Consider the following 23,205-nt stretch of genomic DNA (forward strand, 5'->3'; position numbering starts at 1 on the left):
TAGAAACCGAGCCTGTGATGAGCCAACCCTGGAGTCCCGATAGCTGGCGTGCCCTGCCGATCCAGCAGCAACCGCACTACCCCGATGCAGCGCACCTGCTCAAGGTCGAGCAGACCCTGGCCAGCTACCCGCCGCTGGTGTTCGCCGGCGAGGCGCGCGAGCTGCGCCGCCAGTTCGCCGAAGTGACCGAAGGCCGTGCCTTCCTGCTGCAGGGCGGCGATTGCGCCGAAAGCTTTGCCGAGTTCTCGGCAGCGAAAATCCGCGACACCTTCAAAGTGCTGCTGCAGATGGCCATCGTCATGACCTTTGCCGCCGGCTGCCCGGTGGTCAAGGTGGGGCGCATGGCCGGGCAGTTCGCCAAGCCGCGCTCGTCCAATGACGAAACCATCGGCGAGGTGACCCTGCCGGCCTACCGGGGCGACATCGTCAACGGCATCGGCTTCGACCCTGCCAGCCGCGTGCCCGACCCGGAGCGCCTGCTGCAGGCCTATCACCAGTCCACCGCCAGCCTCAACCTGCTGCGCGCCTTCGCCCAGGGTGGTTTCGCCGACCTGCACCAGGTGCACAAGTGGAACCTGGACTTCATCGCCAACTCGGCGCTGGCCGAAAAGTACAGCCAGCTGGCCGACCGCATCGACGAAACCCTGGCCTTCATGCGCGCCTGCGGCATGGACAGCTCGCCGCAACTGCGCGAAACCAGCTTTTTCACCGCGCACGAGGCGCTGCTGCTCAACTACGAGGAAGCCTTCGTGCGGCGCGACAGCCTGACCGGCGACTACTTCGACTGCTCGGCGCACATGCTCTGGATCGGTGATCGCACCCGTCAGCTGGACGGCGCCCACGTGGAGTTCCTGCGCGGGGTGAACAACCCGATCGGGGTCAAGGTGGGCCCGAGCATGAACACCGAGGAGCTGATCCGCCTGATCGACATCCTCAACCCGGCCAACGACCCGGGCCGGCTCAACCTGATCGTGCGCATGGGGGCCAACAAGGTCGGCGAGCACCTGCCGGGGCTGATCCGCAGCGTCGAGCGCGAGGGGCGCAAGGTGCTGTGGAGCTCCGACCCGATGCACGGCAATACCATCAAGGCCAGCAGCGGCTACAAGACCCGCGATTTCGCGCAGATCCTGGGCGAGGTCAAGCAGTTCTTCCAGGTGCACCAGGCCGAAGGCAGCCATGCCGGTGGCATTCACATCGAGATGACCGGTCAGAACGTCACCGAATGCATCGGCGGCGCCCGGCCGATCACCGAAGACGCGCTGTCCGACCGTTACCACACCCACTGCGACCCGCGCATGAACGCCGACCAGTCGCTGGAGCTGGCGTTCCTGATCGCCGAAACGCTCAAGCAGGTACGGCGCTGACACCTGCACGGCTCTCGACGGCCGTGCCGGCTCGACCCGCGGCGGGCTTCAGACCCTGAAGCCCAGCATCAACGCGCACACCACCAGAAACACACAGAACAACGAGCGCAGGACCTTTTCCGGCAGCGCATGGGCCAGCTTCACGCCCCAGCTGATACTCAGCAAGCCGCCCAGTGCCAGCGCGATGCCCATGTTCCAGTCCACATGCTGGTGCAGCCCGTAGGTCAGCAGCGTGACCGAGGTACTGGGCGCCGCCAGTGCCAGCGACAGGCCCTGGGCAACCACCTGGGTGGTGCCGAACACACTGGTCAGCACCGGTGTGGCGACCACCGCGCCCCCTACCCCGAACAGCCCGCCGACCACACCGGCACCCCCGCCCAGCACACCCAGCCAGGGCCAGGGCTGGCGCAACTCGGTCGAAGGCGGCGAGTTGCGAGTGAACATGCGCACCAGGTTCCACACCGTCAGCGCCACCAGAAACACCACGAAGCCGACGCGCATGGCCTGTGCATCCAACCCCACCGCCCAGATCGAGCCGAGCCAGGCGAACACGAAGCCGGCCAGCGACAAGGGCAATGCATGACGCAGCTCGATGCGATTGCGCTGGTGATAGCGCCACAGCGCCAGCAACACGTTCGGCACCACCATCACCAGCGCGGTGCCCTGGGCCAGTTGCTGGTCAAGGCCGAACAGCACGCCCAGCACGGGGATCGCGATCAGGCCGCCGCCGATCCCGAACAGCCCGCCCAGGGTACCCAGCCCTGCTCCCAATACGATGTACATCAACCACTCGACCATGCTCGCCTCTCTGCTCTGCAATAGCGCCATGCTACCGATGGCGGGCTAGCGGGGAAACGCACAGCAACGCACAATGGCTGTGCCCAATTCGCACAAGCAATCACCATGACCCCGGACGCCCTCACCCAACACCTGAGCCTGTTTCTCGATGTGCTCGAAAGCGGCAGCTTTTCTGCCGCGGCGCGGCGCCACCCGCTGACCCCTTCGGCGGTGGCCCGACGCATCGATACCCTGGAGGCCGCCGTGGGCAGCCGCCTGTTCGTGCGCAGCACCCATGCGGTACGCCCCACGCCCGCCGGCAATGCATTCGCCGAACGCGCCCGGCGTATCGTCGAAGAGCTGCGTCTGGCCCGCGCCGAGGCCGTGTCGCTGAGCAATGCACCGGAGGGCCTGATCCGCATCGATGCGCCTTCGGCGTTCGGCCGCCGCCACCTGGCACCGGCCATCGCCGATTTTCTGGTGGCGTACCCGGGCCTGGATGTACAACTGCGCCTGATCGACAGCTTCGTCGACCTGCAGGGCGCGCACCTGGGCGAAGTCGACCTGGTGCTGCGTGCAGGCCCTCTGGCCGATACCCGGCTGGTGGCAACACCGCTGGCGTACATGGTGCGCATTGCCTGCGCCAGCCCCGCCTACCTGCAGGCCCGCGGCGTGCCTGCCAGCCCCTGCGACCTGCCAGAGCACGACGGGCTGGACTGGGATGGCCTGGCCCCACCCTTCGCCTGGCGCTTCGCGGTGGACGGGCAGATGCGTCTGCTGCGCCCCTCGCGCATGCGCATGAGCGCCAACAACGCCGAGACCCTGCTGTTCGGCGCCCTGGCGGGCCTGGGCATCGCGCACCTGCCCACCTGGCTGATCAGCGAGTACCTGCTGCGCGGCGACCTGCTGCCGCTGTTCTGCGAGAACGGGCTGCCCCCGGCCGAAACCAGCGGTGTCTATGCATTGCGCCTTGAACATGAAACGAACTCTCGCAGCCGTTTGCTGCTCGAATTCCTCAAGAGCCGCTTCAGCCCCATCCCTCCCTGGGACCTGGCACTGCAGAGCGAGCTGCGCTGGCAATAGCGCGCATAGCATGCGCGCCACCATTTCATGGACCAGATAGAAAGGAGCCGCATGAACGCCACCTCCAAAGCGCCCGTTTACGATGAGCTGCTGCTCGACAATCAGGTGTGCTTCGCCCTGCACTCCACGTCACTGCTCATGACCAAGGTGTACAAGCCACTGCTGCAGGCACTGGGCCTGACCTACCCGCAGTACCTGGCCATGCTGGTGCTATGGGAGCAGGACGGGCTTACCGTCGGCGAAATCAGCCATCGCCTGCTGACCGACCCCGGCTCGCTCACGCCCTTGCTCAAGCGCCTGGAAGCCGAGGGCCTGCTCAAGCGCACCCGCAGCCGCGAGGACGAGCGCGTGGTGATCGTGCAACTGACTGCCCAGGGGCGTGCCCTGCAAGCGCAGGCACGCTCGATACCGCCGTGCATCCTGGGCGCCAGCGGCCACTCGCTGGAGCGCCTGCAACGCTTGCAGGCCGAGCTGCTGGCACTGCGCGACAACCTGCAGAACAGCCTCTGACGGCGCTGCAGCCGCGCATGCAGGGCATAAAAAAACCCGGCCTTGGCCGGGTTTTCGTGTTCGCGCAGATCGCCAGGTTTAAACCTTGGCGCGGCCCTTGTAGGAGCCACCTTCGCGGGTGTCGATCTCGATCCAGTCACCGATCTCGATGAAGTCGGCAACCGACAGCTCGGTACCGTTCTTCAGTTTGGCAGGCTTCATGACCTTGCCGGAGGTATCGCCACGGGCGGAACCTTCGGTGTAGTCGACCTGACGCACGATAGTGGTCGGCAGCTCTACGGAAACCAGGCGGTCTTCGAAGAATACGGCTTCGCACACATCGGTCATGCCTTCTTCAACGAAAGGCAGAACGCTTTCGATGTCTTCGGCGTTCAGCTCGTACATGGTGTAGTCGGTGGTGTCCATGAACGTGTAGGTGTCGCCGCTGATGAAGGACAGGGTCGCTTCTTTGCGGTCGAGGATCACGTCGTCCAGCTTGTCGTCGGCGCTGTAGACGGTTTCGGTCTTGTAGCCGGTCAGCAGGTTTTTCAGCTTGGTCTTCATGATCGCGCTGTTACGGCCCGATTTGGTGAATTCAGCTTTCTGAACCAGCCAAGGGTCGTTGTCGATACGGATCACGGTACCGGGTTTCAGCTCTTTACCAGTTTTCATTGCGAGATATCCGAATTTGGATGGATTTACAAAAATCGAGGCCGCATATCATAGCGAATTTCGACAAAACTGTACCAGCGCCGTGGCAAGGTCCGGCTGAGCGGCCTGCGCGGCGCACCAGCTCTCGGCGTGGGCGCTCAGTTCCGGCCAGTGCGCCAGCAGCTCGCGCCACGCCTGGCCCATGTCGCGATCCATGTTCCAGGCCCGCCACAGCGCCACCAGCGCGGCGGCTGCCGGGGCCGACAACCCCTGGGTGTAATGGTCCAGAAAGGCCTCGAGCTTTTCCCAGTGGGCGTACTCTTCCTGCACATAGATGTGCCACAGCAGTGGCCGCCCGGCCCACTGAGCACGCACGAACGAGTCCTCGCCGCGCACCGCATTGAACTCGCAGCACCACAGCAGCCGATCATAGTCATCCTGGCTGACGAAGGGCAGGATCTGCACCGTCAGCGCCCCACGCTGCGTCACACTGCCCACCCCCAGCCCGCTCTCGCCCAGCCAGGCCTGCACATCCCCCAGGATGCGCCCCTCGGGCACCAGCAGGTGACTGGGGCGGGTGTCGGCGGCCAGCACATCGAGCCAACTGGCCAGGCCCGGGTTCTCATAGGCGAACAACGAGATCAGCCGTGCACCCTCATGCACCCTCACGCCCAGGCCGCGCAGGAATGCCTGACGGGCCTGCGGGTCGTCTTCGAACGCCTTGCGCCGCGTCAGCAACGTGGCTTCGCGCAGCAACCCGCCGGTACCGGGCGTGAACCCCGGAAAGAAGAACACCTTGCGCAGGCCATTGGCCTGGGGCGACGGCAGGCCGTGGCAGCCTTCCACCCAGTCCTCGGCGCTCAGGTACTCCAGGTTCAGCCACACTGCCGGCACGGTGCGGTCCTGCATGGCCTGGACATAGGCCGCTGGCAAGTGGCAGCCGAAGGCGCCGATCACCACGTCCGGCACTGCCGTCGGCTGCCAGTCGGCCGGCCACAGGCACACCTCGACGCCTTGCTGCCATTGCTGCCGGGCCTGGGCGTCCGCCTCGGGGCACAGGCGCACGAAGGCCGCCAGTTCATCCACCCACAGGCGCACCGCCACGTCGTGTTCGGCCACCAGTTGCCGGGCCAGGCGCCAGGTGACGCCGATGTCGCCATAGTTGTCGACGACGCAACAGAAGATATCCCAGGTCGGTTTCATGGCAGGCACCTCACGTTGAGCCGGAAACAAAAAGCGCCGATTGTCCGGGTTAATCATTGCAGACAACAGTAGCGAGGCTGAATAAAACCCGCGCTGCATGCGACAATCGCCGCCATTGTCCTGGCCAGGAGGCTGCCATGTCGTACCGTGCGCGTCGCCGTGAACTGAAAATTTCGCAAAACCCGCTGCAACTGATCCTGTGCGTGGCCATCGGCCTGTGGCTGGGCTTCGTTGCCATCATGCTGACCCTGTGGCTGGGCTGGCAGTACCTGCCCGACCTGCGCCAGCCCCTGCACGAGGTGATCGCCCCGCCCGCGCCGGCCGTGGCGCCGCAGCAGTCGCCGGAGCAGAACCGCATGTTCGAGCAGTACAAGCAGATCCTGCACGATCAGGCGGTGCAGCAGGCCGAGGAGCAGGCCCAGGGCAGCCCGCGCAACCTGTCCAACCCCAGATGCCAGTTCTGGCTGCAACAGAACCGTACCGCCCCCACCGAGAAAAGCCGCGCCAATGTCCTTGAGTTCTGCAACTGAGATGAACAAGACCGACCTGCTGGCGCGCATCATCGAGCGCCTGGGCGTCGACCTCGACGTGGCGCAACGTGCTGCGCAGACCGCGTATGAGGCGGCCACTGCCGAGGAGAACATCGCCGAGAACAAGTACGACACCCTCGGCCTGGAAGCCTCGTACCTGGCCACCGGGCAGGCCCGGCGCATGGAGGAGATTCGCCAGGCACGGCTGGCGTACCAGCAACTGACCCTGCGCGACTACGACCCCGAGGCCGGCGTGCAACTGAGCAACCTGGTGCTGCTGGCCGACGAACAGGATCGCCAGCAGCGCGTGTTCCTGGGGCCGGAAGCGGCAGGGCTGAAAATCGGCGAAGGGCAGGCGCTGATCACGGTGATCACCCCGCGCTCACCTTTGGGGCAAAGCCTGATGGGCAAGCTCGAGGGCGACGAGGTGGTGCTGGTACTGGGCAATGGGCGCCAGGTCTACGAACTGGTGGAAGTGCTCTGAAGCACTTCGCTGGCTTGCCAGCAAAGAGGCTGCCACGGCTAATGGCTTGCCCTTGCCGCCAGGTTCTGCTCCAGCAACTGGACGAAGGCCCGCGCCGCCGGCGTCGGGGTGGTCGACCAGATCGCGTACAGGTGGCGCACCGGGGCATCGCACACCGGTACTGCGGCTACGCCCTTGAAGCCTGCGGCGATCCTTGCCGGCACCAGCCCCAGGGCCAGGCCACGCTGCACGAACTTCTCGATCAGGCCGATACTGCCCACCTCGAACTGCACCCGATGACGCACCCCTGCGGCGGCAAATGCCTCGTCGGTCTGTCGACGCGCGCCGCTGCCAGCCTGGAAGTCCACCAGAGGCTGGTCTTCCAGTTGCTCCAGCGCCAGACGCCCGATGCCTGCCAGCGGGTGCTGCAGCGGCAGCACCGCCACCAGCTCCTCGGCCGCCAGCAGGCGCGACGCCACCCCCGCCAGCGGCTCCCCCGGCCAGACGCCGATGAACGCCACATCCAGGCGCCGTTCGCGCACATCGGCAATCAGCAGCTCGCTCTTGCCGATCAGCCAGCGAATGTCCACCTGCGGGTACTGCCCGTGAAAACCGGCCAGCAGGTCCACCAGGTCCAGCTCGGTCAGCGAGCTGATCTCGCCGATGGACAAGCGCCCGCGCACTTCGCCACAGGCTGCGGCCACGTCCTCGGCGATGCGCCGGGTGGCCTCCAGCGCCGTGCGTGCGCTGAGCACGAAGGCTTCGCCCGCAGGTGTAAGGCGCACCCGGCGCGAGCTGCGCTCGAACAGCAAGGTGCCCAGTTGCTCCTCCAGACGCGCCACCTGATGACTCAAAGCCGACTGCACCACATGACAACGTTCGGCCGCACGGGTGAAACTACCGGTATCGGCCACCGCCAGCGCGTATTCGATCTGCTTGAGGTTCATCTTTCCATCTGCACAAGAGATTGATGGGATCTAAACGATTCATTGGCGTCATGCTAGCGCATTTTCGATAATGCACTCCCCTTCCCCCCTGACAACGAGACGGTCCATGGCCCCCGCCACAACTCACCTGAGCCGCGCCCTGATTCTGCTGATGGCAACCGCCACCGGCCTGGCCGTGGCCAGCAACTACTATGCGCAGCCCTTGCTGCACAGCATCGCTCAGCATTTCGGCCTGACCACCGCCACCGCCGGCAGCATCGTGATTGCCGCCCAGCTGAGCTACGGCGCCGGCCTGTTGCTGCTGGCGCCGCTGGGTGACCTGTTCGAACAACGCCGCCTGATCGTCAGCATGATCGCCATCGCCACGGTCGGCCTGCTGATCAGCGCCTTCGCCCCCAGCCTGATGTGGCTGCTGATCGGCACCACCCTGACCGGACTGTTCTCGGTGGTGGCGCAGGTACTGGTGCCGATGGCCGCCGGCCTGAGCGACCCGTCCGAGCGCGGGCGAGTGGTCGGCACCCTGATGAGCGGCCTGCTGCTGGGCATTCTGCTGGCGCGCACCGCTGCCGGGTTCATGGCGACCCTGGGTGACTGGCGCAGCATCTACCTGCTGGCCGCTGCGCTCATGGCCCTGAGCGCCATCGCCCTGGCCAGGGCCCTGCCCGAGCGCCACCAGCACGCCGGGCTCAAGTACCCCGCACTGATCGGTTCGGTGTTCCGCCTGTTCGTGGATGAGCCGGTGCTGCGCCTGCGCTCGTTGCTGGGGCTGCTGTCGTTCTGCCTGTTCGCGCTGTTCTGGACACCCCTGGCGTTTCTGCTGGCAGCCGAGCCTTACCACTACTCCGATGCGGTGATCGGGCTGTTCGGCCTGGCCGGTGCGGCCGGCGCCCTGGCCGCCAACTGGGCCGGGCGCCTGGCCGACCGCGGCAAGGGCTCGCTGGGCACCACCGTGGGGCTGCTGGCCCTGGTGCTGGCCTGGGTACCGCTGGCCTTCGCCCAGGTGTCGCTCGCCGCCCTGCTGATTGGCGTGCTGGTGCTCGACCTGGCGGTACAGCTGGTGCACGTGAGCAACCAGAACGCGGTGATCGCCCTGCGCCCCGAGGCACGCAACCGACTCAATGCCGGGTACATCACCTGCTACTTCATCGGTGGCGCACTGGGCTCGCTGCTGGGTACGCAGTTGTTCCAGGCCCACGGCTGGAACGGCATCGTGGTGGCAGGGCTGATGATCGGCGGCGTGGCGCTGGTGGTGTGGCTGTGGGTGGAGCGCCGCTCGGCTCAGGTGAAGGCCGCGTAACGGCGTTCGCCAACAAGGCTGGCTCCTACCCGCAGGCCCCCTTCAGGTAACATGGCGCCCCGCCTGCCGGCGCGCCTGTTGCTGGCCTTCAAGGAACCTGCGCATGACCCTGCACCACCCTCGCCTGCCCCTGGGGCTGCTGAGCCTCGGCCTGGCCCTGAGCTCGTCCACCACCCTGGCCGACAGCGGCATCACCCTCGCGCCCCTGAACGTGTCCGATGTGCTCGAGGACGGCTACCAGCCGCGCCAGGCCTCGGTGGCCGGCTTTGGCCCGGCGCCGCTGCTCGACACCCCCGCCTCGGTGTCGGTGTTCACCGAACAGTTGCTGCAGGACCGCCAGGTGCGCCTGCTCAGCGAGGTGCTACAAAGCGATGCCTCGGTCGGCGAGAGCTATGCGCCCATCGGCTACTACGAGAACTTCAACGTGCGCGGCTTCGAACTGGACGCCGCCCACAGCTACACCATCAATGGCCAGACCATCGCCGGCGAGCAGAACGTGGCGCTCGAGAACAAGCAGCAGGTCGAGTTGCTCAAGGGGCTGTCGGGCCTGCAAAGCGGAGTAGCCGAACCCGGCGGGCTGATCAACTATGTGACCAAGCGCCCGCAGGATATCCGTTCGCTCACGGTATCGAGCACGGCCTTGGGCGAGCGCTACATCGCCACCGACCTGGGCGGCTGGTTTGGCAGCGAACGCCAGTTCGGCCTGCGCGCAAACCTGGCCCATGAAGATATCCGCTCCTACGTCGACCATGCCGACGGCCAGCGCGACTTCGCTTCGCTGGCCTTCGACTGGCAAGTGAACCCGGATGCGCTGCTGCAACTGGATGTCGAGTACCAGCAGCGCGAGCAGCGCTCGGTGCCCGGCTACCAGTTGCTCGGCGGCAACCGCCTGCCCCACGGCATCGACCCCGACGATCGCCTGGCCTATCAGCACTGGGCCAAGCCGGTGCAGATCGACTCGCTGAACCTGGGCGGTCGCTTCGAATACCGCTTCAGCGACACCTGGACCGGCAGCGTGAGCGCTTCGCGCAGCCGCGTGGTGATCGACGACTACAGCGCGTTCGCCTGGGGTTGCTACGGCGCCGCCAGCTGCGCAGGCTCGAAGGTGCCGAACTACTTCAGCCCCGAGGGCGACTACGACATCTACGACTACCGCAGCCCGGACGATACCCGGCGCACCGACGAGGCACAGGTCACCCTCAACGGCTTGTTTGCCCTGGCGGGCCTGGAGCACGAGCTGACGGTCGGCAGCAGCGCGCAACGGCGCACTGTCGACCAGCGACCGACGTTCAACGAGTGGATCGGCAGCGGCAACATCTACCAGCCTACGCCGGCACTGGAGCCCTTCGACGGCAGCCCGGGCCACCGCGAACGCCGCCTCGACAGCCGCCAGTACGGCCTGTTCGCCAGCGACCGAATCAGCTTCGACGAACACTGGCAGACGGTACTCGGTGCGCGCGTTGTACGCCTGGACGAGCAGGCCTTTGGTGAAGATGGGAACCTGCGCCGGCATACCCGGCAATATGAACTGCTGCCCAACGCCGCGCTGATCTACAAGCCGCGCGCGGACATTTCGCTGTACGCCAGCTACAGCAAGGGGCTGTCGTCGGGCAATGCCGCGCCGTGGTTCGCGCTCAACAGCCAGGACATCCTGGCCCCCACCACGTCACGCCAGCTCGAACTGGGTATCAAGCGTGAATGGCAGCGCATGAGCCTGAGCGCGGCGCTGTTCCAGCTGCGCCAGGGGTATCAGTATGCCCAGCCGGATGGCAGCGGTGACTTCACCTACGTGCAGCAGGGACAGCAGAAGAACACCGGCCTGGAGCTGGCGGCCAGCGGCTGGGTAACGTCGAACCTGCAGATCAACGCCAGTGCCGCGGCCATTCGTGCACGGGTCGGCGGCAGCGGCACGCGGGCGTACGACGACCATCAGGCGCTGAACGTGCCGAATCTGCGCGCGGCGCTGCAAGCCGACTACAGCCTCCCGGGAGTACCGGGGTTGGCGCTGCTGGGTGGGGCGCGCTACAGCGCGAGCAAGTATGCCAACCAGGCAGGTACGGTGGCGGTGGGTGGCTATGCGGTGTTCGACATTGGCAGCCGCTATCGCACGCGCATCGGCGGGTATGACACGGTGCTGCGCCTGACAGTGGATAACGTGTTCGATCGGCGCTACTGGAGGGACGCGGGGGAGTATCTGGGCGACGGCTACCTGTTTCAGGGCGCGCCGCGAACTGCGCGGGTGTCGGCTGCTGTGAGCTTCTGAGAATGCGTTCGCCGGCAAGGCCGGCTCCTGCACAGGCGTTCGCCTTGCCTGCAGGAGCCAGCCTGGCTGGCGAACAGCGCGCCGCCGATCAGAACGGCTCGCTACCCTCGCGGAACTGCACTTCCAGTATCCCGGCGATTTCGCTCAGGTCGGCCGCCGCGGCCGGGGTGGTGATGAAGCCGCTGTAGCAGTCCTCCAGCGTCGACCAGTTCCACAGCACCAGGCCCTGCTTCTGAAGCTCGGCATGGGCCAGCACCATCAGTTGCGACACGCTGTGGTTTTCCAGGAAGTCTTCATCTTCCGGGTCATCCACGCCAAAGGTCACCTGGGCGTCACGTGCTTCTGCCAGTTGCTGGACGCTTTGCACGAACGACTCGGTGTCCTTCCAGTCGACGTAGAACACCGACTCCCAGTCGGCGATGTCCTTGACCATCCACATCAGTTGCTTGGGATCGTCCTCGAACTCTTCGATGTCATCCTCGTCCAGCTCCAGCTCGCGAAACGCCTGAAGATGCTCGGCGGCCATTTCGGGCGTGGGGCTGACAAGAGCAATCAATTGCTCGGCGGCAAGAATCTGCTGTTCGGAAAAGCACTCTGCAAGCATCTGAAACTTCCTTTTCAATGGCCCAACAAAAAGCCCCCGAACTCTTTCAAGTTCGGGGGCTCTTCGCGTATCTGAATATGGCGGTGAAGAAGGGATTCGAACCCTTGATACAGTTTCCTGTATACACACTTTCCAGGCGTGCTCCTTCAGCCACTCGGACACTTCACCGGTTCTCGCCAAGCTGTTCAGCCTGTCGAGGCGCGCTAATGTAGTCGAAAGCACTTTGAATGGCAAAGGTTTTTTTCAGAATATTCATGCGCTTAAGCCAGCAGTGGCAAAGCTGCCAATCTCTGGCGTGGTTCGGCTGTGGTCCATGCACGAAGCCCGTGATGCCGGGGCCGGCGTGCTGCGCCTGACTCATCGGTCAGCCTTGGTGCTTTACCTGACCGCGGCAGCTGGGTAACGTCAGCCCCACTCCACCTAAAGGAACTCTGTCATGAGTGAGCTGGTTACCTACCAACTGGAAGACGGCATCGCGACGCTGACCCTGAACAACGGCAAGGTCAACGCCATTTCACCGGACGTGATCGCAGCCGTCAACGATGCACTGGACCGTGCCGTGCAGGATCGCGCCGTCGTCATCCTCACTGGCCAGCCGGGCATCCTCTCCGGTGGCTACGACCTCAAGGTAATGACCTCTGGGCCACAGGCCTCCATCGCGCTGGTGACCGCGGGCTCGACGCTCTCCCGGCGCCTGCTGTCGCATCCGTTCCCGGTGATCGTCGCCTGCCCTGGCCACGCCGTGGCCAAGGGTGCATTCCTGCTGCTGTCGGCCGACTACCGCATCGGCGTCGAAGGCCCGTTCCGCATCGGCCTGAATGAAGTGCAGATCGGCATGACCATGCACCACGCCGGCATCGAGCTGGCGCGTGATCGCCTGCGTCGCTCGGCCTTCCACCGCTCGGTCATCAATGCCGAGATGTTCGACCCGGCCAGTGCCGTGGATGCCGGCTTCCTCGACAAGGTGGTGCCGGTGGAGCAGTTGCACGCAACCGCCCTGGCAGCGGCGCAGCAACTCAAGACCATCAACATGAACGCGCACAAGAAGACCAAGCTCAAGGTGCGCAAGGCGCTGCTGGACCTGCTGGACGACGCGATCATTCGCGACCAGGAACACCCGGTCTGATAGCGGGTCGCGCCATTCGCCGGCAAGGCCGGCTCCTGCAGGGGACGCAACCGTTGCAGGAGCCGGCCTTGCCGGCGAAGCTTTAAGTTTGCCCCGGGCTGTGCACAACCGTACACTGCGCCGCGTTTTGTCCGGGGTTAACCACAATGCTGTTTCTGATCCGCATGCCCCTCCTGGGCCTGCATTTTGTTCTGGTAGGCATACTGGGTGTGCTCATCGGCCTGTGTCGGCCTTTCAACCCCGACAACAGCCGCGTGTTCGCGCGCCTGTATGGCTGGCCCGCCACCTGGCTGATGCGCCTGCAGGTACAGGCCGAAGTCGGCCCGCTGTTAGACCAGCCCCCGGGCTGCGTGATCGTGGCCAACCACCAATCCAACCATGACCTGTTCGTGCTCGGTCACGTGGTGCCGCCGCGCACGGTGTGCATCGGCAAGAAGAGCCTCAAATGGATCCCCCTGTTCGGCCAGCTGTTCTGGCTGGGCGGCAATGTGCTGGTCGATCGCAGCAACGCCTACCAGGCCCGACGCGCCATGCAGACCACCACCCGCACCCTGCAGGAACAGGACACCTCGATCTGGGTATTCCCAGAGGGCACGCGCAACGCCGGCGAACGGTTGCTGGCCTTCAAGAAAGGCGCGTTCCACATGGCCATCGAAGCCGGCGTGCCTATCGTGCCGGTGTGCGTGAGCCGCTACGCCAGGCGCCTGAACCTCAACGGCTGGCGCAAGCAGAAGGTGATCATCCGCTCGCTGGCGCCGATCTCCACCACCGGCATGACCCACCAGGATGTTCCCGCCCTGGCCGAGCAGTGCCGCGAACAGATGCAGCGCGGCATCGACCTGATGGAAAAAGAACTGCAGGCCAGCCGCGCAGTTGCCGATTTGTCGTAGTCATACCAAGCTAGGGGCATGACAACGGGGGAAAGGCACAACCATGGGTCGAGTCGTAGCGGCAGCGGTCTACAGCGCCGGTAGAAAAGTCACCAACATCAGCCTCGACGAGGGCGCCGAGTGGGCCAGCAAACCGGGGCACTTCGTGTGGATCGGGCTGGAAGAGCCCTCCGCGCAGGAACTGGCCAATCTGCAGCGCCAGTTCAACCTGCATGAACTGGCAATCGAGGATGCGCTGGAAAAGCACAGCCGGCCGAAGCTTGAAACCTTCGGCGATGCCTTGTTCATCGTGACCTATTCGCCGGTACGCCAGGACGGCAGGCTGGAGTTCATCGAAACGCATATCTTTGCCGGCAACGGCTACATCATCACCTGCCGCAACGGCCATTCCAAATCCTATGCCCTGGTACGCCAGCGCTGCGAGGCCCGGCCGCTGCTGCTCGAGCACGGCGAAGACTTCGTGCTGTACGCACTGCTCGACTTCGTCACTGAAAACTACCAGCCGGTGAGCGAGGCGATTCACAGCGAGATCGAAGAGCTGGAAAACAACGTACTCAGCAGTTCGCTGCAGGAAGACGATATCCGCCGCCTGCACGGCCTGCGTCGCGACATCCTGCGCCTGCGCCGCTATGTGGCACCGATGGTCGAGATCAGCGAAGAGCTGCAGCGCCTGGCCTTCCCCTTCATCGACAAGAACATGCGCCCGTATTTTCGCGACGTGCAGATCCACGTGACGCGGCAGATGGAAGACCTGTCGAGCGTCCGCGACATCGCCAGCCAGACCATCGAGATCGGCATGCTGCTGGAGTCGTCACGCCAGAGCATCACCCAGCGCAAGTTCGCCGCGTGGGCGGCGATCCTGGCCTTCCCCACCGCCGTGGCGGGTATCTACGGGATGAACTTTCAGAACATGCCGGAGCTGAGCTGGCACTACGGCTACTTCACCGTGCTGGGGGTCATCGCCCTGGGCTGCACGGCACTGTTCGCCAGCTTCAAGCGCTCCGGCTGGCTGTAGGCCTCAGGCGGCGCTGCCCTGTGGCTTGTGCGCGACAAAGCGCATCATCCACTCGGCCACCGTGGTGCCCTGGTGTTGCTGGTCGAGGCTGGCCACGCCCTTGCTGTAGACCTCCGGGCCCAGGTGCTGCTGGCGCAGCTCGAGCAAGGCACGGGAATAGTCGTGGATGAACTCGGGGTGGCCCTGGAAGCACAGCACCTGGTCGCCAATGTGATAGGCGGCATAGGGGCAGAAGTCGCTGGAGGCGATCACCGTGGCGTTTTCGGGCAACTGGGTAACCTGGTCCTGGTGGCTGATCAGCAGGGTCAGTTCCTCCACCTGCGGGCTCATCCACGGCGCCTTGGCCGCCATCACGTAGCGGTGGGTTCCCACCCCCCAGCCCTGGTGCGCGCGCTCGCTGCGCCCGCCCAGCAACAGGGCCAGCAACTGGTGGCCGAAGCATACGCCCAGCAGCTTGTCGCCGCGCTTGTAGCGGTCCAGCAGAAAGGTCTTGAGCCTGGCGATCCACGGGTCGTCGCCAAACGAGTCGGCCTTGCTGCCGGTCACCAGGTAGGCGTCGAACACCTCGTCGTCGTCGGGGTATTCACCGTTCATCACGTTGTACACGCGAAATTCGGCGGCAATCGGCTGATGGGTGAACAGGTGCTCGAACATCCGTCCGTAGCCCTGATACTGATCGACCAGCTCGGGTCGCAGGACATCGGTTTCCAGGATGCAGATGCGTAACGACATAGATTTAGTCCCGAACGACATGAGGCACAAAGTGTCGCTAGAGCCTGCCGCGAATGGCGCTCGGAGGCAAGTGTTCACTCGGACGAACGGTCACACTGTGCAGGCCACGCCCCGGAGCGCACGCACGTGTCTAGCTGAAGGGATGGTCGCCGGATGGCCCTTGGCCTCATAGCCGTAGTGCCTTAGAACCCACCATTTAATACGAAAGCGTTCTAAAACACGGGTGACGTTGACCCTAAGGTTAGTTGTATATCGAAGCAAAGCAGGTCCGATGCGGGGGCAACGCGGACATTTCGACAGCGCTCGCGGGTTATCACGGACCCTGGCCAAGGACGCCACACGGCATTCAGGAATAACAACAAAAAGGCAGACCGCCATGTTCAAGCACTCCAAAGTACGTCAAGCCGGCCTCATCCTCTTCGCCACGACGCTGCTGCTGATCGTGCCCAACCTCACACGACTGTTCGGCTGAAGCCCACCCGTTCTGTAACCAGGCATCATCGCAACGCTGGTGTATCCTGCCGGCCTGAATGGTTGGAGAGCACCCGATGCGTCATTGCCTTGCCCTGATCCTGCTGTTGAGCCTGCCCCTGCACGCCGCACAGCTGACCCTGAACCTGGGCGGCGCCGAGCGCCAGTGGAGCACCGCTCAACTGCTGGCTCACCCGCAGGCGCGGAATATCCGCATCGACGGTGACGTTTCCTACAAGAAGACCATGCACTACCGCGCCGTGCCCATGGTGGCGCTGCTGGAGGGCGTAGCCCCCGGCGATCATCTGCAGGCCGTGGCGCTGGATGGCTTTGCCGCCGAACTGCCCGCTGCCCCGTTGCTCGGCAACGGCCCGGCACGCGCCTGGCTGGCCATCGAGGACCCCGCCCACCCATGGCCAGCCCTGAGCAAGGGCAAAGGCAGCGCCGGGCCCTTCTACCTGGTGTGGACCCAACCGCAGGCAGGCCGGATCAGCCCCGAACAATGGCCCTTCCAGCTTGCCACCATTCGCCGCCTGGCCCCTGTGGCATCGCGCTTCCCGGCACTGCTGCCAGACCCGCAACTGCGTGAGGACGACCCGATCAACCTGGGCTTTGCCGTGTTTCAGAAAAGCTGCCTGGCCTGCCACCGACTCAACGGTGCCGGCGATGCGCAGTTCGGGCCCGACCTGAACCTGCCCTTCAACCCCACCGAGTACTTCCAGCCGACGTTCTTGCGCCGTTACATCCGCAACCCGCAAAGCCTGCGCCAGTGGCCACAGGCGCGCATGCCCGGCTTTGCCGAAACGGTGATCAGCGACGCAGAACTGGACCAGTTGCTGGGGTACCTGGCGCACATGGCCAGCCGCAAGCGGTCCGGTGTGGAAGTACCCTGAAAATGGATGGGGGCGGCATGGCCGCCCCGCGGATACACAGGCTCAGGCGAGCAGTCGCTCCTGCTTGACGCCCCAGCCCTGTATCTGGCCGCCCAAAGGGGAAACTGCCAGCTCGAAGTCATGCTCGAACTCGCCGATGCCGCCATAGGTGGCGAACATCAGTTTGCTCAACTCCAGCTGCCACCCCTCGTCGCTTTCTCGTACCTGGGTGTTGATCGATTCACCACGAAACTTGCCTGCGGCCCTGCGCGCCCGCTCCTCGTCCGGGAACACCGCATAGAACTCGATGGGATGGATCTGGGCAAAATCGAAACCGCCTTCTTTCATGCGGCGTAGAACCGTGCTGCTGATGTCCTCATACGGGCTGCTCATGAATCGTCCTCCTCGTCGCGATGGATAGACTTTCAGTGCATTACGCACTGACCCACCCTGCCAAACGTGGGTGGGCAACTCGAGCGGATGTAGCGGATGCAGCAATGGTTTAAGGGAAAAGGGCCGGCTGGGTAAATAACCCGTGACCCTGGCTGCAGACTAGCGCCAATCATAAGGGTATGCCAGTAGCGCGAGCGCTCAGGGCTGTTCTTTGATTTCCTTGATCTCCACGCCGCTGTCCTGCTTCAGCCATTCGGCAGTGGGCATCGACACGCGGCCCTCGAAATCATTGAGGTCCGCCTTGTCCACGACAGGATAGAGGTGGGCGCGAATCACCCGAGCCGCCTCTTCGATACTGGGCTGCTGCTCGGCGTCAAACGACAGCGAGGTCCTTTCGCCTTTCTGGTCAACAAAGGTAATTACCCACGCTTTCATTGGATTCTCCTCAGTAACGCGACTCAGGGTGAATCAGCCTTACCTTCCGTTGACCCCGCGCCTGGGCGGTTGTTCAGTCGGCCTGCGGCGCAAAACGATGGCCGCCCGGCAGCGCCCGGATGCTTTTCAGGGTCTGCAGCATATCGACGCGGGTGCGCTCGAACGCAAGCTGCGGCTGGGAATGATCATCGAGCACCGTCAGCCCTACGCCAGGCTGGTATCCAGTGGGCGGAGCGTCGCCGTCGAGCGTGAACGTTTCGTAATCCACCGGCTTGTGGTACGCATCATAGGCCTTGTAGCGCGCACCGCGAAGGTTGCCGTCGAGTGCGCCGACAAGCACGCGCAGCGGGCCGAAGATGTCGGTCTGGACGAGCGTTGGAAACCGCCTGGAGATCACCTGCTCCAACAGCTTCGGCATGAAATCGGCGTCTTTCCTGATCTCGCGCCCCATGCTCAGGCGGTGCAGCAGGTTCGGGTTGCCCACGGGGTTGAAGCCCAGCGTTATCGAATGATGCGGGGCGCCATCGTCGGCAATGAACCCGAACGGCAGGCAAAAGCCGCGCTGCTGCGGGATTTCGTATTGCTCGCGGGTTCGAAAGGCCGCCAGCAAGGCACGTGCCCTGGGCTCGACACGTTCCAGTGAGACCGGTACGCCGGCAGCGTCCGACCCTGCATGAAATACAAAGCGATAGATGCGCTGGTTACGCCAGAGATGGGCCGTCATCTCACCCGGCACCCAGTCGGCGAACGTATCTGCTATCCCCAGGTCCAGAAAGCGCTCTTGCTCGAATAATGCGTCGGTCGGCCACTTGGCCTGTTCCTCGAGATAAGCTGCGCGTTCAGCCTCCAGTTTGACGGTGGGGCGCCCCGTGGCCGAGAACTCGCGGATCATGTCGTTGAGTACGAACAACTCGGTGCTCACCCAGTTGATTCGCGTAATGGTGTCGTCCAGGGCGCGATGCTGTTCAAGCAACGCGGAATAGTCTTCGTCGTCAGCCTTTTTTGCATCGATCTGGGCTTGCAGCGCGTCGATCTGCGCACGTACCACGCGTGTTTGCGCCGAACCGCGATCAGGCCCGTGGATAAGCTGCAGGCGATCGAAGACATTGCGATCCGTCACGGGGCTGACTTCGATCTTCACCAGGTAGGTCTGCTCGGGTGTCACGCCCTCGCCATACATGATCTGCTGGCCACCCGGGGCGATGGTTGGGCGCACGGGTTCGAAGTCCGGCTTTTGCCAGTAGCCCCCGGCAAGGTGCCAGGCAATCTCCTTGGGCACATCGAACTGCACCCGCCCCATGCACTCGGTACGCCAACCCGGCGGCGTCTGGTAATCCGGCTCACCCAGCGCCGACAGGGGCGCTGCCAGCAACGCCAGCCACATCCAGCTCATGTGTAACGACTTCATGTACGTTTCCTTTTCTGTGCCACTTGCGGTGCGTTCGGCAGGGCCTGTACCTGCCCCAGTATCTCGACGGCTTCTGTCTCCAACAGCTTCAGGCTCAGGCCGTCGCGGCTGTGCAGCTGGTCCACCTGCAGGATCATCGAAGGAACGGGCGTGGCGCCCAGGTGCGCTGCGCGCAGCTGGAATGTTTCGCGGCGATCCGTTTCGTGTTCGAGGTACCACTTGGTCAGCGTGGTGGTTTGCAGGATGGTCATCTGCCCCAGCCGGAACTGGCGTTCCGGCAGTTGCTCAAGTACGGGGAAATCAGCGCGATCGAGCGACAGGTCGGCGGCCCGCCGGGCCTCGAACTGCTCGCGCAGCGACTGGCTGGCCACCTGAAGGTCGTAGCGGACCGCCTCCTGGTGCCGCCCGAACCACGCGGCGCGCACCACATAGGGGGCTGTGCCGTCATCGGCCAGAAAGCCGAACGGCAGGCATATACCCGGTTGCCGAGGCACTTCGAAGGCGGCGCGTGGACGCAAGGCGGCGAGCACACGGCGCACATGCGGGTCCAGCCGCTGCAGCACCTGCTCGTTGCTCACTCCACGTTCGATGTAACCGAAGTTGAGCTTGTAGACGCGCGACTGGCGCCACAGCACCACGGTCAACCCGTGCTCGTTGTACACCGCATAGCCATCCTCCAGGGCAAAGTCCGGCAGGACTTGCCACTTGAAGCGATCGGAGACGGGGTACCCCGCGTCTTCACGGTTGAGCCGCTCAAGCCGCGCCTGAAGCGTGTCCACTGGCCAGCCCTTGCCCGCGAAATCGGCGATCATCGCCTCGAGCGACGCCCGTTCACCGGGGATCTTGTCGATGCGCTCGAAGGTGCGCGCTAGTGCCTTGTACCGTTCGTTCAAGGCGTGGTACTCGCTCGGCTTCTGGGCCTTTAGGTACGGGGTCATCAGGTTCCCGATGCGTGTCTGCTCGGCCATGATGTACTCGCCCTGCGCATTGGCCCGGCTCAGGACCAGACGATCCTTGAGGCGGTCGTACAGCTCACGGGTAGTGAGCGGGCTCACATCGATGGTGACCAGGTGCGATTCCCCGGAGAACTCCGGCGCGCCATAGTCGGCCTGCCACGTATCGCCACCAGGCATGAAGCGGGCGAACGGCTCGCCCAGGCGAAGACCGCTCATTTGCCACTCCAGGCTGGCCGGTACCACAAGGCGCGAGCGCCCTACACATTCCTGAGCCATCTGGGGCGCAGGCGATACGGCATCAGCCACCGCCTGGATCGAATGGCACAGGCAAACCAGCAACACGAACACACGCACGCAAACATCCTTTTTGCGGGACCGCTGTCGGCCCCTCTTGCTGAGGCGCGTGATTTGAGCACCCACGGCCCGAAAAGCCAAGACCCCGGCAAGCCGGGGTCCTGGTCAGTGCAACAGCCCGTGCGTCATTGCGGCGTGCTGTGGGTCACGCCGGCAGTGTTGTCCAGCAGGCTCTTGGTCGCGGTCTGGATGTAGGACTCCAGCTTGCGGCTCAATTGTGCCTGGTCCGGGCTTTCGATCACCTCGGCCTTGAAGTTGGCCCCAAGCTGGTAACGGTACATGCGCGGCGACATGTCCTTGGACTGGATCAGAATGCGATCGCCCTGCACCAGGCCGACGATCTGCTCACTGCCCGATGGCTTGATCATGCCGATGCCTTCATCACCGGCCGGCAGGTTGAGCAGGTCACGCCCCCAGCACTGATGACGGGTTTCGCCCCCCAGTCGGCCCATGATGGTCGGCACGATGTCGACCTGAGTGCCCACGGTGTGGCTGACCGCACCGAACTTTTCCTGGATGCCCGGCGCAATCAGCAGCAGCGGCACGTTGAAGCGGCCCAGGTCCAGTTCGGTGACCTGCTGGGCATTGCCGAAGCCGTGGTCGCCGACGATCACGAACAGGGTTTCCTTGAAGTACGGCTCCTTGCGCGCCTTCTCGAAGAACTGGCCCAGCGCCCAGTCCGAGTAGCGCATGGCGGTCAGGTGCTCGTTCAGGCGGCCCTGGTCGGTCACCGGCTGCACCGGCAGGTCCTTGGGCAACGCATACGGAGTGTGGTTGGACAGGGTCTGCAGCAGGGCATAGAACGGCTTCTTGCCATAGTTGTGCGCAAGCTCCTGTGCACCGCGGTCGAACATGTCCTGGTCGGAAACCCCCCACGTCGGGTCGGAGAACACCGGGTTGACGAAGTCATTGCGGCCGATGAAGGTGGTCATGCCCTGGTTGCCGAAGAACCCGGACTGGTTGTCCCAGGCGAAGTCGCCGTTGTAGACGTACACGTCGTCATAGTCGCGGGCGCTGAGCAGCGCCGGCAGGCCGGACAGCTTGTGGCCGCCTTCCGGCGTCTGCATCAGGTATTCGAAGCCTGGCAGGTTCGGGAAGCAGGCCATGGTGGCGAACATGCCCTGGTGGGTATGGGTGCCGTTGGAGAAGAAACGGTCGAACAGCAGACCTTCCTTGGCCAGCTTGTCGAAGTACGGGGTGATGTTGGTGGTACTGCCCAGCGCGCCCACCGAGTGGCCGGCGAAGCTCTCCATCAGGATTACCACGACGTTCTTGATCGGCAGGCTGTTGGCCGCAGGCGGGGTGAAGTCACGGCGGATCGCCGCGCTGTCGGCATCCACCAGCTGGTCGTGCTCGGTCAGGATCATGTCGCGCACGGTCTGCTGGGCCTGGCTCTGGTCGAGGGTGGCCTTCCAGATGTTGCCGCGGTCTTCGCCAAAACGGCTGTGGGCGGCGTCGATCAGGGTCAGGGTGCCGTTAAGGCCCAGCTGGTTGACGAAATTGGAGTCGGTAGTGAACGCGTCACCCCAACGCATCGGCGGGCCCTGGCGCAAGGTGCCACGGGCGGCGATCACAGCCACCAGCAGGATCACCACGAATACCGCGCCACGCAGGTACCAGGGCGCCACGTTGCGCAGGCCGGCGACGTTGCTGGAGTACTCGCCGCGCGGGCGGGTAAGACGGTCGATGCCCTTGAACAGCAGGCTCAGCACCCAGGTGCCAAAGGCCCAGGCCAGCAGGTAGCGCACCACCGGAAAGCCGTACCAGAGCATGCTCAGAACGGTCTTGGGGTCTTCCTTCACATACTGGAACACCAGGCCGTTGAGACGCTGGTGAAACTCGCGGTAGAAGTCCATCTCCATCAGGCCGAGGAACATCACCACGCTGGAAGCCAGGGTCAGCCATACGCGAAACAGGCCACGGGCGGCCATGGCGCGAGCGCTGAGGATCGCCAGCAGCAGCGGAATGCTCAGGTATACCACCACGCGCAGGTCGAAGCGCAGGCCGTTGAGGAAGCCTTCGGCGACGGTCGAGAGTGGGGTGTCGCCGATCATGTCGCTGTTGTAGAGCAGCAGCGCCAGGCGCACGAGGCTCAGCATCAGCATGATCACCAGGCCGCACAGCAAGGTATAGGCGAGGTGTGATTTGAGCGTTGGTTGCAGCAACGGGCGCGAAGCGGCTCGCTGATGACTCAAGGCATCCGTGTTAGCCATGGACAGGAAGATCCCTAGGGTTCAGATTTTTATGAGGGCCGGGACATTGCGTGGCCCTTGGACGAACGGAAATTCGCGCGCGGATTGTCAGCAATCGAATGTGAAAATTATGTTGAAAACCGCGCCTCGAACAATAGCTCAGTGTTCGGGTATCGTGTGGGCCAGACATGCCCGGAGCCACTCACCATGTACTTTCGCTACCACCCCAGCCCTATCGGCCAGTTGCTGCTGGCCGGTGATGAACAAGGTCTGCACCTGCTGCACATGGACAGCGCCCACCCCTGGCAACTGGCCGAAAGCTGGCAGCCGGCGGGCGCGCAGCTGGATACGGTAGCGCGACAGCTCGATGAGTATTTCGAAGGCCGGCGCCAGCGTTTCGAGCTACCCCTGGCACCACGGGGTACCGAATTCCAACGTGCAGTGTGGTGGGCGCTGCAGCAGATTCCGTATGGCACCACCACCAGCTATGCACAACTGGCGCAGCGCGTCGGGCGGCCGAAGGCGATACGCGCGGTAGGCACGGCCAACGGCGCCAACCCGGTGGCGGTGATCGTGCCGTGCCACCGGGTGATTGGCAGCGACGGCAGCCTGACCGGGTTTTCAGGTGGCCTGGAGCGCAAGCAGCAGTTGTTGCAGCTTGAGGGCGCCTGGTTGATCTGAGCCGCCGCA

General features: G+C 64.3%; 24 protein-coding genes and 1 tRNA gene. 12 read left to right on the forward strand and 13 right to left on the reverse strand.

Annotated features, from left to right (window positions below):
* Positions 1-17 precede the first annotated feature (17 nt).
* Positions 18-1,364, forward strand: a complete 1,347-nt coding sequence (locus tag LOY33_RS18280; protein ID WP_054915827.1) for a class II 3-deoxy-7-phosphoheptulonate synthase — start codon at positions 18-20, stop codon at positions 1,362-1,364.
* 48 nt (positions 1,365-1,412) lie between these two features.
* Here the strand turns inward: LOY33_RS18280 and LOY33_RS18285 are convergent, their stop codons facing one another.
* Complete coding sequence (locus LOY33_RS18285) at positions 1,413-2,162, reverse strand: sulfite exporter TauE/SafE family protein (RefSeq protein ID WP_054915828.1); 750 nt, start codon at positions 2,160-2,162, stop codon at positions 1,413-1,415.
* A gap of 105 nt (positions 2,163-2,267) precedes the next feature.
* Here LOY33_RS18285 and LOY33_RS18290 point away from each other — a divergent pair, with 105 nt between their 5' ends.
* Both LOY33_RS18290 and LOY33_RS18295 read left to right on the forward strand, forming a co-directional pair.
* Entirely contained in the window at positions 2,268-3,224 is a 957-nt protein-coding gene (locus LOY33_RS18290; protein WP_054915829.1) for a LysR family transcriptional regulator, read from the forward strand.
* Between the two features lie 51 nt (positions 3,225-3,275).
* The gene (locus LOY33_RS18295; protein ID WP_043862734.1) at positions 3,276-3,734 is read left to right on the forward strand and encodes a MarR family winged helix-turn-helix transcriptional regulator; all 459 of its coding nucleotides are present in this window, start codon (positions 3,276-3,278) and stop codon (positions 3,732-3,734) included.
* 78 nt (positions 3,735-3,812) lie between these two features.
* Here LOY33_RS18295 and LOY33_RS18300 read toward each other — a convergent pair whose 3' ends face one another.
* On the reverse strand, positions 3,813-4,385 hold the full coding sequence (locus tag LOY33_RS18300) for an elongation factor P (protein ID WP_043862733.1): 573 nt from the start codon (positions 4,383-4,385) through the stop codon (positions 3,813-3,815).
* Between the two features lie 48 nt (positions 4,386-4,433).
* Positions 4,434-5,567 carry an elongation factor P maturation arginine rhamnosyltransferase EarP gene (gene earP, locus LOY33_RS18305; RefSeq protein ID WP_258659490.1) on the reverse strand — a complete coding sequence of 378 codons (1,134 nt, stop codon included), beginning with the start codon at positions 5,565-5,567 and terminating at the stop codon, positions 4,434-4,436.
* A gap of 137 nt (positions 5,568-5,704) precedes the next feature.
* Between earP and LOY33_RS18310 the strand changes: the two genes are divergently transcribed.
* Together LOY33_RS18310 and LOY33_RS18315 are read left to right on the forward strand one after the other, a co-directional pair.
* Positions 5,705-6,097, forward strand: a complete 393-nt coding sequence (locus LOY33_RS18310; protein WP_043862731.1) for a hypothetical protein — start codon at positions 5,705-5,707, stop codon at positions 6,095-6,097.
* Position 6,098: 1 nt separating this feature from the next.
* Positions 6,099-6,581 carry a GreA/GreB family elongation factor gene (locus LOY33_RS18315; RefSeq protein WP_043862730.1) on the forward strand — a complete coding sequence of 161 codons (483 nt, stop codon included), beginning with the start codon at positions 6,099-6,101 and terminating at the stop codon, positions 6,579-6,581.
* Between the two features lie 38 nt (positions 6,582-6,619).
* Here the strand turns inward: LOY33_RS18315 and LOY33_RS18320 are convergent, their stop codons facing one another.
* Positions 6,620-7,507: a LysR family transcriptional regulator gene (locus LOY33_RS18320; protein WP_258659494.1), complete on the reverse strand. Its 888-nt coding sequence runs from the start codon at positions 7,505-7,507 to the stop codon at positions 6,620-6,622.
* 106 nt (positions 7,508-7,613) lie between these two features.
* Between LOY33_RS18320 and LOY33_RS18325 the strand changes: the two genes are divergently transcribed.
* Both LOY33_RS18325 and LOY33_RS18330 read left to right on the forward strand, forming a co-directional pair.
* Positions 7,614-8,804, forward strand: a complete 1,191-nt coding sequence (locus tag LOY33_RS18325) for an MFS transporter (protein WP_258659496.1) — start codon at positions 7,614-7,616, stop codon at positions 8,802-8,804.
* Positions 8,805-8,907: 103 nt separating this feature from the next.
* The gene (locus tag LOY33_RS18330; RefSeq protein ID WP_258659498.1) at positions 8,908-11,067 is read left to right on the forward strand and encodes a TonB-dependent siderophore receptor; all 2,160 of its coding nucleotides are present in this window, start codon (positions 8,908-8,910) and stop codon (positions 11,065-11,067) included.
* 88 nt (positions 11,068-11,155) lie between these two features.
* Here LOY33_RS18330 and LOY33_RS18335 read toward each other — a convergent pair whose 3' ends face one another.
* From LOY33_RS18335 to LOY33_RS18345, 3 genes are all read right to left on the reverse strand, one after another.
* Positions 11,156-11,671, reverse strand: coding sequence for a hypothetical protein (locus tag LOY33_RS18335; protein ID WP_043862726.1), 516 nt, complete (start codon positions 11,669-11,671; stop codon positions 11,156-11,158).
* Positions 11,672-11,749: 78 nt separating this feature from the next.
* Positions 11,750-11,839, reverse strand: a tRNA-Ser gene (locus LOY33_RS18340).
* Positions 11,835-12,032: a hypothetical protein gene (locus tag LOY33_RS18345; protein ID WP_148071534.1), complete on the reverse strand. Its 198-nt coding sequence runs from the start codon at positions 12,030-12,032 to the stop codon at positions 11,835-11,837. The genes LOY33_RS18340 and LOY33_RS18345 overlap by 5 nt, the downstream gene beginning before the upstream one ends.
* 75 nt (positions 12,033-12,107) lie before the next feature.
* Here LOY33_RS18345 and LOY33_RS18350 point away from each other — a divergent pair, with 75 nt between their 5' ends.
* From LOY33_RS18350 to LOY33_RS18360, 3 genes are all read left to right on the forward strand, one after another.
* Positions 12,108-12,797: a crotonase/enoyl-CoA hydratase family protein gene (locus tag LOY33_RS18350; RefSeq protein ID WP_258659503.1), complete on the forward strand. Its 690-nt coding sequence runs from the start codon at positions 12,108-12,110 to the stop codon at positions 12,795-12,797.
* Positions 12,798-12,943: 146 nt separating this feature from the next.
* Entirely contained in the window at positions 12,944-13,687 is a 744-nt protein-coding gene (locus tag LOY33_RS18355) for a 1-acyl-sn-glycerol-3-phosphate acyltransferase (RefSeq protein WP_258659505.1), read from the forward strand.
* 43 nt (positions 13,688-13,730) lie between these two features.
* Positions 13,731-14,702: a magnesium and cobalt transport protein CorA gene (locus LOY33_RS18360; RefSeq protein WP_258659508.1), complete on the forward strand. Its 972-nt coding sequence runs from the start codon at positions 13,731-13,733 to the stop codon at positions 14,700-14,702.
* Positions 14,703-14,705: 3 nt separating this feature from the next.
* On the opposite strand, the gene LOY33_RS18365 is transcribed toward LOY33_RS18360, so the two are convergent.
* Complete coding sequence (locus LOY33_RS18365) at positions 14,706-15,434, reverse strand: amidotransferase (protein ID WP_043862722.1); 729 nt, start codon at positions 15,432-15,434, stop codon at positions 14,706-14,708.
* 548 nt (positions 15,435-15,982) lie between these two features.
* On the opposite strand from LOY33_RS18365, the gene LOY33_RS18370 reads away from it, so the two are divergent.
* Positions 15,983-16,798 (forward strand): cytochrome c, encoded by an 816-nt coding sequence (locus LOY33_RS18370; protein WP_104572087.1) that lies wholly within the window; start codon positions 15,983-15,985, stop codon positions 16,796-16,798.
* 42 nt (positions 16,799-16,840) lie between these two features.
* Here the strand turns inward: LOY33_RS18370 and LOY33_RS18375 are convergent, their stop codons facing one another.
* The 5 genes from LOY33_RS18375 to LOY33_RS18395 all read right to left on the reverse strand — a co-directional run bounded on the left by LOY33_RS18375 (position 16,841) and on the right by LOY33_RS18395 (position 22,536).
* Positions 16,841-17,170, reverse strand: a complete 330-nt coding sequence (locus LOY33_RS18375) for a ribonuclease E inhibitor RraB (RefSeq protein ID WP_043862720.1) — start codon at positions 17,168-17,170, stop codon at positions 16,841-16,843.
* A 198-nt stretch (positions 17,171-17,368) separates the two neighbouring features.
* Complete coding sequence (locus LOY33_RS18380; RefSeq protein WP_043862719.1) at positions 17,369-17,605, reverse strand: hypothetical protein; 237 nt, start codon at positions 17,603-17,605, stop codon at positions 17,369-17,371.
* A gap of 73 nt (positions 17,606-17,678) precedes the next feature.
* Positions 17,679-19,013 carry a T6SS immunity protein Tli4 family protein gene (locus LOY33_RS18385; protein ID WP_258659516.1) on the reverse strand — a complete coding sequence of 445 codons (1,335 nt, stop codon included), beginning with the start codon at positions 19,011-19,013 and terminating at the stop codon, positions 17,679-17,681.
* On the reverse strand, positions 19,010-20,185 hold the full coding sequence (locus LOY33_RS18390) for a hypothetical protein (protein WP_258659518.1): 1,176 nt from the start codon (positions 20,183-20,185) through the stop codon (positions 19,010-19,012). The genes LOY33_RS18385 and LOY33_RS18390 overlap by 4 nt, the downstream gene beginning before the upstream one ends.
* 263 nt (positions 20,186-20,448) lie before the next feature.
* Positions 20,449-22,536, reverse strand: a complete 2,088-nt coding sequence (locus LOY33_RS18395) for an LTA synthase family protein (protein ID WP_258659520.1) — start codon at positions 22,534-22,536, stop codon at positions 20,449-20,451.
* Positions 22,537-22,722: 186 nt separating this feature from the next.
* Here LOY33_RS18395 and LOY33_RS18400 point away from each other — a divergent pair, with 186 nt between their 5' ends.
* Positions 22,723-23,196 carry a methylated-DNA--[protein]-cysteine S-methyltransferase gene (locus LOY33_RS18400; protein ID WP_054915836.1) on the forward strand — a complete coding sequence of 158 codons (474 nt, stop codon included), beginning with the start codon at positions 22,723-22,725 and terminating at the stop codon, positions 23,194-23,196.
* The last annotated feature ends 9 nt before the right edge of the window (positions 23,197-23,205 follow it).

This window comes from Pseudomonas sp. B21-036, assembly GCF_024748925.1.
Lineage (GTDB): Bacteria > Pseudomonadota > Gammaproteobacteria > Pseudomonadales > Pseudomonadaceae > Aquipseudomonas > Aquipseudomonas palmensis.

Coding starts and splice junctions, on each gene's coding strand:
- LOY33_RS18280 (WP_054915827.1), top strand. CDS start 18: ATGAGCCAACCCTGGAGTCCCGATAGCTGGCGTGCCCTGCCGATCCAG.
- LOY33_RS18285 (WP_054915828.1), bottom strand. CDS start 2,162: ATGGTCGAGTGGTTGATGTACATCGTATTGGGAGCAGGGCTGGGTACC.
- LOY33_RS18290 (WP_054915829.1), top strand. CDS start 2,268: ATGACCCCGGACGCCCTCACCCAACACCTGAGCCTGTTTCTCGATGTG.
- LOY33_RS18295 (WP_043862734.1), top strand. CDS start 3,276: ATGAACGCCACCTCCAAAGCGCCCGTTTACGATGAGCTGCTGCTCGAC.
- LOY33_RS18300 (WP_043862733.1), bottom strand. CDS start 4,385: ATGAAAACTGGTAAAGAGCTGAAACCCGGTACCGTGATCCGTATCGAC.
- earP (WP_258659490.1), bottom strand. CDS start 5,567: ATGAAACCGACCTGGGATATCTTCTGTTGCGTCGTCGACAACTATGGC.
- LOY33_RS18310 (WP_043862731.1), top strand. CDS start 5,705: ATGTCGTACCGTGCGCGTCGCCGTGAACTGAAAATTTCGCAAAACCCG.
- LOY33_RS18315 (WP_043862730.1), top strand. CDS start 6,099: ATGAACAAGACCGACCTGCTGGCGCGCATCATCGAGCGCCTGGGCGTC.
- LOY33_RS18320 (WP_258659494.1), bottom strand. CDS start 7,507: ATGAACCTCAAGCAGATCGAATACGCGCTGGCGGTGGCCGATACCGGT.
- LOY33_RS18325 (WP_258659496.1), top strand. CDS start 7,614: ATGGCCCCCGCCACAACTCACCTGAGCCGCGCCCTGATTCTGCTGATG.
- LOY33_RS18330 (WP_258659498.1), top strand. CDS start 8,908: ATGACCCTGCACCACCCTCGCCTGCCCCTGGGGCTGCTGAGCCTCGGC.
- LOY33_RS18335 (WP_043862726.1), bottom strand. CDS start 11,671: ATGCTTGCAGAGTGCTTTTCCGAACAGCAGATTCTTGCCGCCGAGCAA.
- LOY33_RS18345 (WP_148071534.1), bottom strand. CDS start 12,032: ATGAGTCAGGCGCAGCACGCCGGCCCCGGCATCACGGGCTTCGTGCAT.
- LOY33_RS18350 (WP_258659503.1), top strand. CDS start 12,108: ATGAGTGAGCTGGTTACCTACCAACTGGAAGACGGCATCGCGACGCTG.
- LOY33_RS18355 (WP_258659505.1), top strand. CDS start 12,944: ATGCTGTTTCTGATCCGCATGCCCCTCCTGGGCCTGCATTTTGTTCTG.
- LOY33_RS18360 (WP_258659508.1), top strand. CDS start 13,731: ATGGGTCGAGTCGTAGCGGCAGCGGTCTACAGCGCCGGTAGAAAAGTC.
- LOY33_RS18365 (WP_043862722.1), bottom strand. CDS start 15,434: ATGTCGTTACGCATCTGCATCCTGGAAACCGATGTCCTGCGACCCGAG.
- LOY33_RS18370 (WP_104572087.1), top strand. CDS start 15,983: ATGCGTCATTGCCTTGCCCTGATCCTGCTGTTGAGCCTGCCCCTGCAC.
- LOY33_RS18375 (WP_043862720.1), bottom strand. CDS start 17,170: ATGAGCAGCCCGTATGAGGACATCAGCAGCACGGTTCTACGCCGCATG.
- LOY33_RS18380 (WP_043862719.1), bottom strand. CDS start 17,605: ATGAAAGCGTGGGTAATTACCTTTGTTGACCAGAAAGGCGAAAGGACC.
- LOY33_RS18385 (WP_258659516.1), bottom strand. CDS start 19,013: ATGAAGTCGTTACACATGAGCTGGATGTGGCTGGCGTTGCTGGCAGCG.
- LOY33_RS18390 (WP_258659518.1), bottom strand. CDS start 20,185: ATGAGCGGTCTTCGCCTGGGCGAGCCGTTCGCCCGCTTCATGCCTGGT.
- LOY33_RS18395 (WP_258659520.1), bottom strand. CDS start 22,536: ATGGCTAACACGGATGCCTTGAGTCATCAGCGAGCCGCTTCGCGCCCG.
- LOY33_RS18400 (WP_054915836.1), top strand. CDS start 22,723: ATGTACTTTCGCTACCACCCCAGCCCTATCGGCCAGTTGCTGCTGGCC.